A 15,925-nucleotide genomic window follows, 5' to 3' on the forward strand; every position below is an offset into this window, starting at 1 on the left:
CATGCCCAAAAGAACCGACATACAAACCGTCCTCATCATCGGCGCCGGCCCGATCATCATCGGCCAGGCCTGTGAGTTCGACTACTCTGGCGTGCAGGCCTGCAAGGCGCTGCGCGAAGAGGGTTACCGCGTGGTGCTGATCAACAGCAACCCCGCCACCATCATGACCGACCCGGCCACGGCCGACGTCACCTACATCGAGCCGATCACTTGGCAGACGGTGGAGAAGATCATCGCCAAGGAACGCTCGTTGGCGTCGGGTGGTTTTGCCATCCTGCCGACCATGGGAGGGCAGACCGCACTGAACTGTGCGCTCGACCTGTGGCGCAACGGCGTGCTCGCCAAATACGACGTCGAGCTGATCGGCGCAACGCCCGAAGCGATCGACAAGGCCGAAGACCGTCTGAAGTTCAAGGACGCCATGACCAAGATCGGTCTGGGCTCGGCACGCTCGGGCATTGCCCACAGCATGGAAGAAGCCTGGGGCGTTCAGAAGACGGTGGGCTTTCCGGTCGTCATCCGTCCCAGCTTCACGCTGGGCGGCACCGGCGGTGGCATCGCCTACAACCCGGAAGAGTTCGAAACCATCTGCAAGCGCGGCCTCGAAGCCTCGCCCACCAGCGAGCTGCTGATCGAAGAGTCGCTGCTCGGCTGGAAAGAGTACGAGATGGAAGTGGTGCGCGACAAGTCGGACAACTGCATCATCGTCTGCTCGATCGAAAACCTGGACCCCATGGGCGTGCACACCGGTGACTCGATCACCGTGGCACCCGCCCAGACGCTGACCGACAAGGAGTACCAGATCCTGCGCAACGCCTCGCTGGCCGTGCTGCGCGAGATCGGCGTGGACACCGGGGGCTCCAACGTGCAGTTCTCCATCAACCCGAAGGACGGCCGCATGGTCGTCATCGAGATGAACCCGCGCGTCTCACGTTCGTCGGCACTGGCCTCCAAGGCCACGGGTTTCCCGATCGCCAAGGTCGCGGCCAAGCTGGCCATTGGCTACACGCTCGACGAACTGCGCAACGAAATTACCGGCGGCGCGACGCCCGCGAGCTTCGAGCCCAGCATCGACTACGTGGTCACCAAGATCCCGCGTTTCGCATTCGAGAAATTCCCGACCGCCGACAGCCGCCTGACCACGCAGATGAAGAGCGTGGGCGAGGTCATGGCCATGGGTCGCACCTTCCAGGAGTCGTTCCAGAAGGCCTTGCGCGGCCTGGAGGTCGGCGTGGATGGCATGAACGAAAAAACGCAGGACCGCGAGACGCTGGAGCGCGAGCTCGGCGAGCCGGGCCCGGACCGCATCTGGTACGTGGGCGACGCTTTCGCCGCTGGCTGGACGCTGGAAGAGGTGCACCAGTTCACCAAGATCGACCCCTGGTTCCTGGTGCAGATCGAAGAGATCGTGAAGATCGAACTGGCGCTGGAGAAGACCAGCCTGGAGGCGATCGACGTCGAGACGCTGCGTGGCCTGAAGAAGAAGGGCTTCTCCGACCGCCGCCTGGCCAAGCTGCTCAAGACCACCGACAAAGCCGTGCGCGAACGCCGCATTGCCGAGAACATCCGGCCGGTCTTCAAGCGCGTGGACACCTGCGCGGCCGAATTTTCCACCGACACCGCCTACCTGTACTCCACGTACGAAGGCCATGGCGACGGTGAGTGCGAGGCCGAGCCGACGAACAAGAAGAAGATCATGGTCCTCGGTGGCGGGCCCAACCGCATCGGCCAGGGCATCGAGTTCGACTACTGCTGCGTGCACGCCGCGCTGGCCATGCGCGAAGACGGGTACGAGACCATCATGGTCAACTGCAACCCGGAAACCGTGTCGACCGACTACGACACCAGCGACCGCCTGTACTTCGAACCGCTCACGCTCGAAGACGTGCTGGAGATCGTGGACAAGGAAAAGCCGACCGGTGTGATCGTGCAATACGGTGGCCAGACGCCGCTCAAGCTCGCGCTTGGCCTGGAGGCCGCGGGCGTGCCCATCATCGGTACCAGCCCCGACATGATCGACGCGGCCGAAGACCGCGAGCGCTTCCAGCAACTGCTGCACCAGCTGGGGCTGCGCCAGCCGCCCAACGCCACGGCACGCGCAGAACCCGAAGCGCTGGAGAAGGCCGCCGCGCTGGGCTATCCGCTGGTGGTGCGCCCGAGCTATGTGCTGGGTGGCCGTGCCATGGAAATCGTGCACGAACAGCGCGACCTGGAACGCTACATGCGCGAAGCAGTCAAGGTGAGCCACGACTCGCCGGTGCTGCTCGACCGCTTCTTGAACGACGCCATCGAATGCGATGTGGACGCCGTGCGCGACAGCACCGGCCGCGTCTTCATTGGCGGCGTGATGGAGCACATCGAACAAGCTGGCGTGCACAGCGGCGACTCCGCCTGTTCGCTGCCGCCGTACTACCTGAGCAAGGCCACGGTGGACGAACTCAAGCGCCAGACCGCGGCCATGGCCGAGGGTCTGAACGTGGTGGGCCTGATGAACGTGCAGTTCGCCATCCAGGAAGTGGAGGGCAAGGACGTCATCTATGTGCTCGAAGTGAATCCGCGCGCATCGCGCACGGTGCCCTTCGTGTCCAAGGCCACGGGCATTCAGCTGGCCAAGGTCGCGGCGCGTTGCATGGCGGGCCAGTCGCTCGATGCGCAAGGCATCGGAGCCGAAGTCACGCCGCCGTACTTCAGCGTGAAGGAGGCGGTGTTCCCGTTCGTGAAATTCCCGGGCGTTGACACCATCCTCGGCCCCGAGATGAAGTCCACCGGCGAAGTCATGGGCGTGGGCAAGACCTTCGGCGAAGCCTTCGTGAAGAGCCAGATCGGCGCCGGCACCAAGCTGCCGACCTCGGGCAAGGTGTTCCTCACCGTGAAGAACGGCGACAAGCCGCGCGCTGTGGACATTGCGCGCCAATTGGTCGAGATGGGCTTCGAACTCGTCGCCACGCGTGGCACGGCGGCGGCCATCGCTGCGGCGGGGGTGGCCGTGCAGACGGTCAACAAAGTGACCGAAGGCCGCCCCCACGTGGTGGATGCGCTGAAGAACGGTGAGATCGCCCTGGTCATCAACACCGTGGAAGAGCGCCGCAACGCCATTGCCGATTCGCGTGCCATTCGCACGTCGTCCCTGCTGGCGCGCGTGACGACCTTCACCACCATCGCGGGTGCCGAGGCCGCTGTGGAAGGCATGAAGGCCATGAACCACCTTGAGGTGATCAGCGTGCAGGACATGCACGCCCAGCTGGCGTTGAACTGATACCCGCACCCGCCCCACGGGCGGGTGGCGGTTTCTCGGTCTGTCCTTGTGTCCGGAACCGGTCGAGACTCCCCGTTACTGAGACGCATCGCTCCCGCAGGGGGCAATGCAGGAGAGGTTCCGATGAGTCACGCATGGTCCACACAGATGGGCAATCTGGCCCGCGATCTGGGGGTTCACGGCTACGAGGATGGGACGCTGTGGTTCCGCCAGCAAAGCGGCGTGGAAGTGGTGGTGGAGCCGTTGCTCGATGGGGAGTCCCTGGCCGTGCATGCGCGCCTGGGGCGTGTCGGGTGGCAAGACGGTGGCCCGAGTCTCGATGCATTGCTGCGGGCCAACGCACCATCGAAAACCCGGTTCATCGTTGCCATCGACGCGGTGGACGAGGATGTGGTCCTGTTCCGCCGCTTCGACGATGCCGATGTGCCCTATGCGTCTTTCGTGGACGGCGTGCAGCAATTCGCCCAGGCCGCTGCCGAAGGAAGCACTCGGCCTCTCACGTGGCAGGAGAATGACTTGAGCGGCGATGCGCTGTTGCCGGTTCATGCGGATGCCAGCAGTGCCATGCGCAATGCCATCGCGGCTTTCGCCCATGCGCGTGGCCTTGAGCCGCCCGAAGACACCAGCCAATTCCTCGTGTGCATGCCCGGCGGTGGCGGAATCAGTTTGCAGATCGATCCCGCGACGGGGGAGCTCCTGCTGGTTTCGCACCTGGGCCCGGTGCCCACCGAAGATCAGGCCCTGCGACAGCTGCTGGAATTGCACATGCTGGGTGAGGTCACGGGAGGTGCGTACTTCGCGATCGATGCGCAACGTGACGACCTCATTCTTCACCGGAGTGTGAGCGCCGATGGTCTCGATGGACTGGAATTAGACCGGCTGTTGAACACCATGGGCGCAGCTACCTTGGACTGCGCGGGGCGGCTAGGTCTCTCATTGCCCCGCTTCGACTGATACGGTTCCGCCTTCAAGCGTATAACTGCGTTGGGTCGCCTTGCCGTGCTATAGCACTGTCTGCGGCAACCCGCCTTGCTCTACGCTTGAAGGCGAAACCGTATGAGGGGCTTGTTCGTGTTGGGTGCCTATAATGCACCGAAGCACACAACCCAACCCAACCGCCGGCTGCCGCCGGCGGTTTTCCTTTGTGGAGACCCTTCCGTGGCCACCATCCCCATCACCAAACGCGGCGCTGAGAAACTCAAGGAAGAGTTGCACCGCCTGAAAACCGTGGATCGCCCCTGGGTGATCAATGCCATCGCAGAAGCCCGCGCACAGGGCGACCTGAGCGAGAACGCGGAGTACGACGCGGCCAAGGACCGCCAAGGCTTCATCGAAGGGCGCATTGCCGAAATCGAAGGCAAGCTCTCGGCCGCGCAGATCATCGATCCCGCCATGCTGGACGCGGGTGGACGCGTGGTGTTCGGCGCCACGGTGGAGCTCGAAGATGAGGACAGCGGCAATCCGGTGACCTACCAGATCGTGGGTGAAGACGAGGCCGATCTCAAGCTCGGCTTGATCAACATCAGCAGCCCGATTGCGCGCGCCATGATCGGCAAGGAAGAGGGTGATGCGGTCGAGGTGCAGGCGCCGGGTGGCCTCAAGCGCTTCGAAATCGTGGCCGTTCGCTACGCGTGAATTTGCCGGAGATGGCCATGCCACGGCGCCTGTGCCTGTTGACCGCTGCACTGTGGTGGGGTGGCATCACCGCGCTGAGTTTCCTGGCGGTGCCGGTGTTGTTCGCGAGCTTGGGCAGTCCGGCGCTGGCGGGGCCTGTGGCGGCGAAGCTGTTTTCCATGCAGAGCTATGCGGGCCTGCTGCTCGGCTTGCTGCTGCTGGTGTTGCTGCGCCAGGGCCGCGCGAGCGGCCATCCACCCGATGCGGCCACCCTCACCACGCTGGGCTTCGTGCTCCTGGCCATGTTGCTGGCGCTGTTGCAGGAGTTTGGCGTGGCGCACAAGATCGTCACCGCGCGCGCCAGCGGTGGCAATCTGCGGTTGTGGCACGGCATAGGCTCGGCCATGGTACTGGGTCAGTGGCTATGCTCGGGGATCGTCTTGTGGCGACTGAGCGCCAGCTCAAACCGACCCGGTTAGCCCACGCACCGCTCGGCCGACTCGAGCGTGTTCACCATCAGCATGGTGATCGTCATGGGACCGACGCCACCGGGCACTGGCGTGATCCAGCCGGCCACTTCCTTCACGCCTTCGAAGTCGACGTCTCCGCAGAGCTTGCCCTCGTCGTTTCGGTTCATGCCGACGTCAAGAACCACCGCGCCCGGCTTGACCATGTCGGCGGTGAGCACGTTGCGCTTGCCGACGGCGGCCACGATCACATCGGCCTGCAGTGTCAGGGCCTTCAGATCGCGCGTGCCGCTGTGGCAGATGGTCACGGTCGCGTTTTGCTGCAGCAGCATCAAGGCCATGGGTTTGCCGACGATGTTGCTGCGGCCGATCACCACGGCATGCCTGCCCTTGAGTTCGTAGCCGATGCTCTCCAGCATCTTCATGCAGCCGTACGGCGTGCAGGGCCAGAAGCCAGGCATGCCTGTCATGAGTGCCCCTGCGCTGGCGATGTGGAAACCGTCCACGTCCTTGGCTGGTGATATGGCCTCGATCACCTTCTGTGCGTCGATGTGCGCGGGCAAGGGCAACTGAACCAGGATGCCGTGGATGCTCTTGTCCTGGTTCAGCGCGTCCACGCGTGCCAGCAGGTCGGCCTCGCTGAGCGTGGCGGGCCAGCGTTCGAGCACCGAATGCATGCCCGTGTCTTCGCAGGCCTTGACCTTGTTGCGCACGTAGACCTGTGAGGCGGGGTTGTCACCGACGAGGACCACGGCCAGGCCGGGCGTGATGCCTTTGGCCTTGAGGGCGGTGACGCGCGCGCCGACGTCGGCGCGCAGTTGGCGGGAGAGGGCATTGCCGTCGATCAATTGGGCGGTCATGGTTGAAGCGGGTGTTGTCGGTGGTTGAAATGCAAACGCCCGCCGAAGAAGGGCGGGCGTTGTGAGGAAGGGCGCAGGGTGTTTGCGGCTCAGGCCTTCGCAGGGGTTTGGCCCAGCGCGATCTTGAGCAGATCGGCCACGGTATTGGCGCCGAGCTTTTCCATGATGTTGGCGCGGTGCGCTTCCACCGTCTTGATGCTGATACCCAGGTCGTCGGCGATCTGTTTGTTCAGCCGTCCGGCGACGATGCGCTCGAGCACCTGTGCTTCCCGGCTGGTCAGCTTGGAGAGCAGGGCGTCTCGGCTGACGGCTTGCTGGTGCGTGGCAAATGCGTCCCGCGCGCGCTCCAGCATGCGTTCGACCAGGGTGACCAGTTGGTCTTCCTTGAAAGGCTTCTGGATGAAATCGAGCGCGCCCTTCTTCATGGATTCCACCGCCATGGGAACATCGCCATGGCCCGTGATGAACACGATGGGCAAGGGCGACTGGCGCTCGATCAGGCGTTCCTGCAATTCCATGCCGGTCATGCCACCCATGCGGATGTCGGCAATCAGGCAAGCCACTTCCCGGGCGTCGTACCGGCTGAGAAAGGCCTCGGCGGATTCGAAACATCGGACCCGGAAATCTTTGCCCTCGAGAAGCCATTGCAGAGAGTCGCGCACCGCCTCGTCGTCATCGACGACATAGACGGTACCTTTTTTGGGGATCAAACTCATCGCGCTCTTTCAGTGTCCGTCAGCGACTCCATGGAGGGCTCATTCGACATGTTCTGGATGTGCAGCCGCGAGACGACCGGTATCCAGAAACTGAAGCAACAGCCCACCACCTCTTCGCCATTGTAGATGTTCTGAACTTGCATCCGCCCATGGTGCGACTCGACGATGCTGCGGCACAGCTTGAGGCCGATGCCCATGCCTTCGCTCTTGGTGCTGTAGAAGGCTTCGTAGATGCGCTCGATCATTTCGTCGGGCACGCCATTGCCCGAATCGCGCACCGAGAACTCGACCACGTCCTCGTCGTCCAGCCGCCGCGGCCCGACACGCAACTCCACGTAGCGCTCACCCGGTGCCCGACCGGCCTGAGCAATGGCTTCGCCCGCGTTCTTGAGCAGGTTGATCAGCACCTGCTCGATCAGGATCGGGTCCACGATGAGGGGGGGCAGGCGCGCGGCCACGTAGGGCGAGAGGCGCACCTGATGGCGGCGCAGTTCGATCTCCGCGAGTTCGATGGCGTTGCTCACCATCTGGGCCACGTCCGACAGTGTCGGGTTGGGCTCGCTGCGTTTCACGAAAGCCCGAATGCGCTGAATGATCTGGCCTGCGCGTTGTGCCTGGCGCGCGGTCTTCTCCAGCGCGCCGAGCAGTTCGTCCGTGCTGATGCGCTGCTCGGACACGCGCGAGATCATGCCATTGCAATAGTTGCTGATGGCGGTCAGTGGCTGGTTGAGCTCGTGCGCCACGCTGGACGCCATTTCCCCCATGGTGATCAGGCGGCTGGCGGTTTGTGCGCGTTCGGCCTGGCGAGAGGCTTGCTCCTCGGCATTGCGGCGCGGCGTGATGTCGCTGGCGATCACCATCTGCGCCAGGCGCCCATCGACCCAGGTGAGGTAGCGCGTGCGAACCTCGAGCCAGCGGTCGAGTTCTTCTACGAACACCTCGGCGTTCTCCGATCCCGCGTCGGTGAGTGTTTCCGTGGGCATGCCCGCGAACGCGTCCACCGCGTCGCCATCGTCGGGGCTGGGCGAAGGTTGGTTGCGCGCCAGATCGACCAGATGCCGGTGGCCCTGGCCGCGCGTGCCAAACCAGAGCCGGTACATCTTGTTGGCGAACAGCATTTCATCGCTGCCCAGCGGCGCCACGGAGACCGCCGAATCCAGGCTTTCCAGCACCGTGGTGAAGCGCTCGTACGATGCCGTGAGTTCTTCGCGAATGCGCTTGGGCTCGGTGATGTCCGTCATGGAGGTCATCCACCCCGTCTGATGCCCTTTGGGGTCGATCAGGGGCGAGACGTACATGCGGGCGTCGAAGATGCTGCCGTCGCGGCGCCTCACGTGCACCTCGAACCCACCGGGGGTCGAGCGACCCCGCAGCTCATCTTCCAGGCGTGCGGCGAGTTGGTCGTGTTCGGTGTCGGGCCAATAGGGAAACGGCGCGGTGCGGCCGACCAGTTCCCCCTCGGTCCATCCGGTCATGGAGCAAAAGGCGGGGTTCACGTAGGTGATGCGCCCCTGCATGTCGAGTGCGCGCATGCCGGTCAGCATGGAGTTCTCCATGGCACGGCGGAAGTTGGTCTCGGCCACCAGGGCCTGCTGGGCCTGCACGCGCCGCCGTGTGTGGCGCCAGGTACCCAGCAGCATCCAGACCGTGAGCGCCGAGAGCGCGCCGATGACCCAGAAGAAGCCGCTGCCCACGATGTCCTGGGACGTCCGGTAGCCCTGGGCCTTGAGAAGCAGGCCATTGCCCACAGGAGAGACCGGCACTTCGTGTTCCAGCGGCGGATTGGACCAGGGCAGCAGGCGCAACACGCTGGACGGCGTCTGCAGGCTGCCTGCCAACACCCGGCCTCGGTCGTCCATCAGCGCGACGGCATAGCGCGCCATGATTTCGGGGGGAATGCCAAAGCGCAGCAGGCCGTCGATCGAGTATTCGCCCATGATGGTGCCGGCAAAGCGGCCTTGCTCGGCCAGCGGTACATGCAGCATCAGCGTGGCGTTGCGCGCGTCTTCGCCCAGTGGCCTGGAGTAGATGGGCTGGCGCAAATCGCGTGCCAGTTCAAAAGAACCATCGGTTTCGCCGGGGCTGAGCGTGCTGCCTGCAGGGCGCACCAGCGCCGCAGGCGCACTGGGCGATACATAGCTGGCCTGCACGCTGCGCCGTGCATCGACCCAACTGATCGCAAGCATCTCCGGGAATTGGCTGACCAGGGACTCCACCTGGAACTCGAATTCCTCGATCTCGATCTCTTTGTTGCCCACCTCGCGGGCCAGACGCATGAGCTGTTCCTGCCGCTCCAGCAGACGCAGGCGCAGGCGTTGCTGGGCGTATTCGACGTCACGGGTCACCGCCTCCTGTTCGCGTTCCAGTTCCTCGTAGCGCAGGTAAGTGATAGCCACGACGATGGCCGAGAGGAAGAGCAGCACGGCGAGCAAGGGGCCGAGCGTGGCGAAGCGATCCTGGCGGGATGGCGGCAGGCGCCGCCACCAGCGTTTCCACCAGACCGCCTGGGCCTGTGGTGTAGACGACGAGGGGTTGAGGGGTTGGAGAATCATCAACCGGGGAGTCTACGTGAGCAGGCACTCTCGAACGTTTGTCGCGCTTGATATGTCTCTTCCGTTTCGCTCTTATTTTTATAATGCGAAACGTGTGCGCATATGTTGAAAACAGCCACTTTTTGTGGAAAAATCCGCGACACTGTGGAGAGCCCTCCGCAAACCCAAGTGCAACTACCAGGAGACAACCCATGTCAGCGAACGACGCTCTGAATGGCCGTGGCGCCACGGATGCCGATGCCCAGGAAACCCGTGAATGGACGGAGGCGCTGGCCGCCGTGATTGAAAAGGAAGGGCCTGAGCGCGCGCACTTTCTGTTGGAAAACTTGCTGGAAGAAGCCCGTCAGCACAGCATCGATATGCCGTTCTCGGCCAATACCGGCTACGTGAACACCATTGAGGTGGACCAGGAGGCGAGCTGCCCGGGAAACATCGCGATCGAAAAGCGCCTGCGCGCCTACATGCGCTGGAACGCCATGGCGATGGTGGTGCGCGCCAACCGCCTGAATCCGGCCGACGGTGGCGACCTGGGTGGCCACATCGGCTCGTTTGCCTCGGTGGCCAGCATGTTCGGCGCCGGGTTCAACCACTTCTGGCATGCCGCGAATGAAAAGCATGGCGGGGACCTGCTCTACATTCAGGGCCACAGCTCGCCCGGCATCTACGCTCGCGCCTACCTCGAAGGCCGCCTCACCGAAGAGCAGCTCGACAACTTCCGGCAGGAAGTAGACGGCAAGGGCCTCTCCAGCTACCCGCACCCCAAGCTGATGCCCGAGTTCTGGCAGTTCCCCACGGTGTCGATGGGCCTGGGCCCGCTGATGGCGATTTACCAGGCGCGCTTTCTCAAGTACTTGCATGCCCGTGGCATTGCCGACACCGCCGACCGCAAGGTCTGGGTGTTCTGCGGCGACGGTGAAATGGACGAACCCGAGTCGCTGGGCGCCATCGGCCTGGCCGCGCGCGAGAACCTCGACAACCTGGTCTTCGTCGTCAACTGCAATCTGCAGCGTCTGGACGGCCCGGTGCGCGGCAACGGCAAGATCGTGCAGGAGCTCGAAAGCGAATTCCGCGGCAGTGGCTGGAACGTGATCAAGCTGCTCTGGGGCAATGGCTGGGACACTTTGCTCGCGCGCGACAAGAGCGGCAAGCTCAAGCAGCTCATGATGGAAACGCTGGACGGCGACTACCAGGCCATGAAGGCCAACGACGGCGCCTTTGTGCGCAAGAATTTCTTCGGCAAATACCCCGAGACCGCCAAGCTGGTCGAGAACATGACCGACGAAGAGGTGTTCGAGCTGCGCCGGGGTGGCCATGAGCCGACCAAGGTGTACGCCGCCTTCCACGCCGCCAACGAGAAGAAGGGCCAGCCCACTGTGTTGCTGGTCAAGACCGTCAAGGGCTATGGCATGGGCAAGGCCGGTGAAGGCAAGAACACCGTGCACCAGACCAAGAAGCTGTCGGACGAAGACATCAAGTACATCCGCGACCGCTTCAATATCCCGATTCCGGACAGCCAGCTGGCCGAGATCCCGTATTACAAGCCGGCCGATGACACGCCGGAAATGAAGTACCTGCACGAGCGCCGTGCAGCCTTGGGCGGTTACCTGCCCAAGCGCCTTCCCAAGGCCGAAGAGAGCTTTACCGTGCCAGCACTGGAAACGTTCAAGGCGGTGCTGGAGCCCACGGCCGAAGGCCGTGAAATCTCGACCACGCAGGCCTACGTGCGCTTCCTCACGCAGCTGTTGCGCGACCAGGCCCTCGGTCCGCGCGTGGTGCCCATCCTGGTGGACGAGGCGCGCACCTTCGGCATGGAAGGCCTGTTCCGCCAGATCGGCATCTACAACCCCAAAGGCCAGCTCTACACCCCGGTCGATCGCGACCAGGTGATGTACTACAAGGAAGACAAGGGCGGCCAGATCCTGCAGGAAGGCATCAACGAAGCCGGTGGCATGGCCAGCTGGATCGCGGCGGCCACGAGCTACAGCACGAACAACCGGATCATGATCCCGTTCTACGTGTACTACTCGATGTTCGGCTTCCAGCGCATTGGCGATCTGGCCTGGGCGGCGGGTGACATGCAGGCACGGGGCTTCCTGCTGGGCGGCACCTCGGGCCGCACCACGCTCAACGGCGAAGGCCTGCAGCACGAAGACGGCCACAGCCACATCCTGGCCGGCACGATCCCGAACTGCATCAGCTACGACCCCACCTTCGCGCACGAGGTCGGTGTGATCCTGCACCACGGCTTGAAGCGCATGGTCGAGAAGCAGGAAAACGTTTTCTATTACCTGACGCTGCTCAACGAGAACTACGCCATGCCGGGCCTTCAGCCGGGCACGGAGGAGCAGATCATCAAGGGCATGTATTACTGCAAGCAGGCGCCCGCGCTCAAGAAGGACGCGCCGGCGGTTCAGCTGTTGGGCAGCGGCACCATCCTGCGCGAAAGCATCGCCGCGCAGGAACTGCTGGAGAAAGACTGGGGCGTGAGCGCCGGCGTGTGGAGCTGCCCGAGCTTCAACGAGCTGGCCCGCGACGGCCAGGACGCCGAACGCTGGAACCTGCTGCACCCCACCGAGACCGCGCGCGTGCCGTTCGTGGCGCAGCAGTTGAGCGCCACCACCGGCCCGGTGGTGGCCTCCACCGACTACATGAAGAACTACGCGGAACAGATCCGCCCCTTCATTCCCAAGGACCGCACCTACAAGGTGCTGGGCACCGATGGCTTCGGCCGCAGCGATTTCCGCAGCAAGCTGCGCGAGCACTTCGAGATCAACCGCCATTACATCGTCCTGGCCGCGCTCAAGGCGCTGAGCGAGGACGGCAAGGTGCCGGTGGCCAAGGTGGCCGAGGCGATCAAGAAGTACGGCATCAACGCCGACAAAGTGAACCCGCTCTACGCCTAATCCGGAGACAACGACATGGCAACGATTGATGTGCAAGTGCCCGACATCGGGGACTTCGACGAGGTGGCGGTCATCGAACTGCTGGTGAAGGTGGGTGACACGGTCAAGGCCGAGCAGTCGCTGATCACGGTGGAGTCGGACAAGGCCTCGATGGAGATTCCGTCGAGCGCGGCCGGCGTGGTCAAGGAGCTCAAGGTCGCGATCGGTGACAAGGTGAAGCAGGGCTCGGTGGTCTTGGTGCTGGAGGCTGCGGGTGAAGCGGCTGCGGCCCCTGCACCAGCGCCCGCCGCTGCCCCCGCTCAGGCAGCTCCGGCTGTTGCGCCTGCCGCTGCTGCGGCCCCTGCGTCGGCCCCGGCCCCGGCACCTGCTGCGGCCGGCCCGGTCGACGTCAAGGTCCCCGACATCGGCGACTTCAAGGACGTGGCGGTGATCGAGCTGCTGGTCAAACCCGGTGACACGGTGAAGGTGGAGCAATCGCTGATCACGGTGGAGTCCGACAAGGCGTCGATGGAGATCCCGTCGAGCGCGGCCGGTGTGCTCAAGGAGCTCAAGGTCCAGGTGGGCGACAAGATCAACATCGGTGACCTGATCGCGATCGTGGAAGGTGCTGCGGCAGCACCCACGCCGGCGCCAGCGGCTGCTGCTCCCGTATCGGCGGCCCCTGCAGCGGCGGCACCGACAACGGAACCCGCACCGCAAGCCGCAGCGCCTGCGGCCGCCCCCGCGCACAACCCGACGGCCATCGCCGTCGGCCTGCCGCACGCCTCACCCTCGGTGCGCAAATTCGCGCGCGAGCTCGGCGTGCCGCTGGACGAGATCAAAGGCAGTGGGCCCAAGGGCCGCATCGTGCTCGAGGACATCCAGAACTTCACCAAAGCCGTGATGGGCGGGGCCGCGCAGACCAGGGCGCAGGCGGCCAAGGCGCCGGCCGGCGGTGGTGCCGATGGCGCGGCCCTGGGCCTGATCCCCTGGCCCAAGGTCGACTTTGCCAAGTTCGGCCCGATCGAGCGCAAGGAACTGGGGCGCATCAAGAAGATCAGCGGCGCCAACCTGCTGCGCAACGCGGTGATGATCCCGGCGGTCACCAACCACGACGACGCCGACATCACCGAACTCGAAACCTTCCGGGTGTCGACCAACAAGGAAAACGAGAAGAGCGGCATCAAGGTGACGATGCTGGCCTTCCTGATCAAGGCCTGCGTGGCCGCGCTCAAGAAATTCCCCGAGTTCAACAGCTCGCTCGACGGCGATGCCTTGGTGCTCAAGCAGTACTGGCATATCGGCTTTGCGGCCGACACGCCCAACGGGCTGATGGTGCCGGTGCTCAAGGACGCGGACAAGAAAGGCGTGCTGCAGATCAGCCAGGAAATGGGCGAACTGGCCAAGAAGGCGCGCGAAGGCAAGCTCAGCCCGGCCGAGATGAGCGGAGCGACCTTCACCATCTCCAGCCTGGGCGGCATCGGTGGGCGCTACTTCACGCCCATCATCAACGCGCCCGAAGTGGCCATCCTGGGTGTGTGCAAGAGCCAGATGGAGCCGGTGTGGGATGGCAAGGTGTTCCAGCCGCGCCTGATGCTGCCGCTTTCGCTCACCTGGGACCACCGCGTGATCGATGGGGCGGCGGCGGCACGCTTCAATGCGTATCTCGGCCAGATCCTCAGCGACTTCCGTCGCGTCTTGCTCTAAGGAATGACGATGGCAACGATCGACATTCAAGTTCCCGATATCGGTGATTTTGACGAAGTGTCTGTGATTGAGTTGCTGGTGAAAGCCGGTGACACGGTCAAGGCAGAGCAAAGCCTGATCACGGTGGAGTCCGACAAGGCCTCCATGGAGATACCATCGTCGCAAGGTGGTGTGGTCAAGGAGCTCAAGGTCAAGCTGGGCGACAAGGTCAAGCAGGGCAGTGTGGTGCTCACGCTGGAGGCCGAGGGTGCGGGCGCGGCTGCGGCGGCACCTGCCGCGCCGACGGCCGCTGCGGCTCCCGTACCCCCACCCCAACCCGCCCCCAGCGGGGGAGGGAGCCCTGCGCCCGCGCCGACCGCCGCCAGCTTCGCCGGCAGTGCCGACCTCGAATGCGACGTGCTCGTGCTCGGTGGCGGCCCGGGCGGTTACAGCGCGGCCTTCCGCGCGGCCGACCTGGGGCTCAAGGTCGTGCTGGTGGAGCGCTACGCCACGCTGGGCGGCGTCTGCCTCAACGTGGGCTGCATCCCTTCCAAGGCGCTGCTGCACGTGGCCGCGGTGATGGACGAGGTGAGCCACATGGCCGATCTGGGTGTCGAATTCGGCCGACCGGTGGTCAACATCGAGAAGCTGCGCGGCCACAAGGAAAAGGTCATCGGCAAACTCACCGGCGGGCTGGCGGCGATGGCCAAGATGCGCAAGGTCACCACCGTGCGCGGCGTGGGCAGCTTTGTCGGAGCCAACCACCTCGAAGTGGAGGAAACCAACGGTGCCAAAGGCCAGGAGAAAACCGGCAAGAAGCAGGTCATCGCCTTCAAGAAAGCCATCATTGCCGCCGGCTCGCAAGCCGTGCGCCTGCCCTTCATGCCCGACGATCCCCGCGTGGTCGACAGCACCGGCGCGCTCGAACTCAAGGAAGTGCCCAAGCGCATGCTGATCCTGGGTGGCGGCATCATCGGCTTGGAAATGGGCACGGTGTACAGCACGCTGGGCGCGCGCCTGGACGTGGTGGAAATGCTCGATGGCCTGATGCAGGGCGCCGACCGTGACCTGGTGAAGATCTGGCAGAAGATGAACGCCAAGCGCTTCGACAACATCATGTTGAAGACCAAGACGGTGGGCGCGAAGGCCACGCCGGCGGGCATCGAAGTGACGTTTGCCGCCGCCGAAGAGGGCGGCAAGGCGCCCGAACCACAGACCTACGACCTCGTGCTGCAGGCCGTGGGCCGCACGCCCAACGGCAAGAAGATCGGCGCGGAGAAGGCCGGTGTGGCGGTGTCGGACCGTGGCTTCATCAACGTCGACATCCAGATGCGCACCAACGTGCCGAACATCTTCGCCATCGGCGACATCGTGGGCCAGCCGATGCTGGCGCACAAGGCGGTGCACGAGGCGCACGTGGCCGCCGAGGTGATCGCTGGCGAACTGCAAGGCAACCAGGAGCTGGCCAGCGCGGCGTTCAACGCGCGGGTGATCCCCAGCGTGGCCTACACCGATCCGGAAGTGGCCTGGGTGGGCTTGACCGAGGACCAGGCCAAGGCGCAAGGCATCAAGGTGAAGAAGGGCTTGTTCCCCTGGACGGCGTCGGGGCGTGCCATTGCCAACGGGCGCGACGAGGGCGTGACCAAGCTGCTGTTCGACGACTCGCCCGAGGCCCACGGGCACGGCCGGATCCTGGGGGGTGGCATGGTGGGCACGCACGCGGGCGACATGATCGGCGAGATCGCCCTGGCCATCGAGATGGGCGCGGACGCGGTGGACATTGGCAAGACCATCCACCCGCACCCCACGCTGGGCGAGAGCATCGGCATGGCCGCCGAGATCGCCCACGGCTCCTGCACCGACGTGCCGCCTCAGCGCAAGTAGGCCACGAT

General features: G+C 64.4%; 10 protein-coding genes. 7 read left to right on the top strand and 3 right to left on the bottom strand.

Annotated features, from left to right (window positions below; translation table 11 throughout):
- Position 1 precedes the first annotated feature (1 nt).
- The 4 genes from carB to F9K07_RS13205 all read left to right on the top strand — a co-directional run bounded on the left by carB (position 2) and on the right by F9K07_RS13205 (position 5,349).
- Positions 2–3,256: a carbamoyl-phosphate synthase large subunit gene (gene carB / locus F9K07_RS13190; RefSeq protein WP_159593770.1), complete on the top strand. Its 3,255-nt coding sequence runs from the start codon at positions 2–4 to the stop codon at positions 3,254–3,256.
- A 123-nt stretch (positions 3,257–3,379) separates the two neighbouring features.
- The gene (locus F9K07_RS13195) at positions 3,380–4,210 is read left to right on the top strand and encodes a type III secretion system chaperone (RefSeq protein ID WP_159593772.1); all 831 of its coding nucleotides are present in this window, start codon (positions 3,380–3,382) and stop codon (positions 4,208–4,210) included.
- Between the two features lie 204 nt (positions 4,211–4,414).
- Positions 4,415–4,891, top strand: coding sequence for a transcription elongation factor GreA (gene greA / locus F9K07_RS13200; protein ID WP_159593774.1), 477 nt, complete (start codon positions 4,415–4,417; stop codon positions 4,889–4,891).
- Between the two features lie 17 nt (positions 4,892–4,908).
- Positions 4,909–5,349, top strand: a complete 441-nt coding sequence (locus F9K07_RS13205) for a DUF4149 domain-containing protein (RefSeq protein WP_159593776.1) — start codon at positions 4,909–4,911, stop codon at positions 5,347–5,349.
- Here the strand turns inward: F9K07_RS13205 and folD are convergent.
- The 3 genes from folD to F9K07_RS13220 form a co-directional block, all read right to left on the bottom strand.
- Entirely contained in the window at positions 5,346–6,197 is an 852-nt protein-coding gene (gene folD, locus F9K07_RS13210; RefSeq protein ID WP_159593778.1) for a bifunctional methylenetetrahydrofolate dehydrogenase/methenyltetrahydrofolate cyclohydrolase FolD, read from the bottom strand. The genes F9K07_RS13205 and folD overlap by 4 nt on opposite strands.
- Positions 6,198–6,286: 89 nt before the next feature.
- Positions 6,287–6,913 (bottom strand): response regulator transcription factor, encoded by a 627-nt coding sequence (locus F9K07_RS13215; RefSeq protein ID WP_159593780.1) that lies wholly within the window; start codon positions 6,911–6,913, stop codon positions 6,287–6,289.
- The gene (locus tag F9K07_RS13220; RefSeq protein ID WP_159593782.1) at positions 6,910–9,465 is read right to left on the bottom strand and encodes a PAS domain-containing sensor histidine kinase; all 2,556 of its coding nucleotides are present in this window, start codon (positions 9,463–9,465) and stop codon (positions 6,910–6,912) included. Before F9K07_RS13220 ends, F9K07_RS13215 begins: the two co-directional genes overlap by 4 nt.
- A 191-nt stretch (positions 9,466–9,656) precedes the next feature.
- Here F9K07_RS13220 and aceE point away from each other — a divergent pair, with 191 nt between their 5' ends.
- From aceE to lpdA, 3 genes are read left to right on the top strand one after another with little or no spacing between them, the layout of a single operon-like run.
- Complete coding sequence (gene aceE / locus F9K07_RS13225) at positions 9,657–12,368, top strand: pyruvate dehydrogenase (acetyl-transferring), homodimeric type (protein WP_159593784.1); 2,712 nt, start codon at positions 9,657–9,659, stop codon at positions 12,366–12,368.
- Positions 12,369–12,383: 15 nt separating this feature from the next.
- Positions 12,384–14,054 carry a dihydrolipoyllysine-residue acetyltransferase gene (gene aceF / locus F9K07_RS13230; protein ID WP_159593786.1) on the top strand — a complete coding sequence of 557 codons (1,671 nt, stop codon included), beginning with the start codon at positions 12,384–12,386 and terminating at the stop codon, positions 14,052–14,054.
- 9 nt (positions 14,055–14,063) lie between these two features.
- A complete protein-coding gene (gene lpdA, locus F9K07_RS13235; protein ID WP_159593788.1) occupies positions 14,064–15,917 on the top strand; it encodes a dihydrolipoyl dehydrogenase in 1,854 nt (617 codons plus the stop codon).
- Positions 15,918–15,925 lie beyond the last annotated feature (8 nt).

It is taken from the genome of Hydrogenophaga sp. BPS33 (genome assembly GCF_009859475.1).
Taxonomy (GTDB): domain Bacteria; phylum Pseudomonadota; class Gammaproteobacteria; order Burkholderiales; family Burkholderiaceae_C; genus Hydrogenophaga.

What these genes read in the sequence shown, in the direction of transcription:
- folD (WP_159593778.1), bottom strand. Translation starts at nt 6,197, where the DNA reads ATGACCGCCCAATTGATCGACGGCAATGCCCTCTCCCGCCAACTGCGC.
- carB (WP_159593770.1), top strand. Translation starts at nt 2, where the DNA reads ATGCCCAAAAGAACCGACATACAAACCGTCCTCATCATCGGCGCCGGC.
- F9K07_RS13205 (WP_159593776.1), top strand. Translation starts at nt 4,909, where the DNA reads ATGCCACGGCGCCTGTGCCTGTTGACCGCTGCACTGTGGTGGGGTGGC.
- F9K07_RS13195 (WP_159593772.1), top strand. Translation starts at nt 3,380, where the DNA reads ATGAGTCACGCATGGTCCACACAGATGGGCAATCTGGCCCGCGATCTG.
- lpdA (WP_159593788.1), top strand. Translation starts at nt 14,064, where the DNA reads ATGGCAACGATCGACATTCAAGTTCCCGATATCGGTGATTTTGACGAA.
- F9K07_RS13215 (WP_159593780.1), bottom strand. Translation starts at nt 6,913, where the DNA reads ATGAGTTTGATCCCCAAAAAAGGTACCGTCTATGTCGTCGATGACGAC.
- F9K07_RS13220 (WP_159593782.1), bottom strand. Translation starts at nt 9,465, where the DNA reads ATGATTCTCCAACCCCTCAACCCCTCGTCGTCTACACCACAGGCCCAG.
- aceE (WP_159593784.1), top strand. Translation starts at nt 9,657, where the DNA reads ATGTCAGCGAACGACGCTCTGAATGGCCGTGGCGCCACGGATGCCGAT.
- aceF (WP_159593786.1), top strand. Translation starts at nt 12,384, where the DNA reads ATGGCAACGATTGATGTGCAAGTGCCCGACATCGGGGACTTCGACGAG.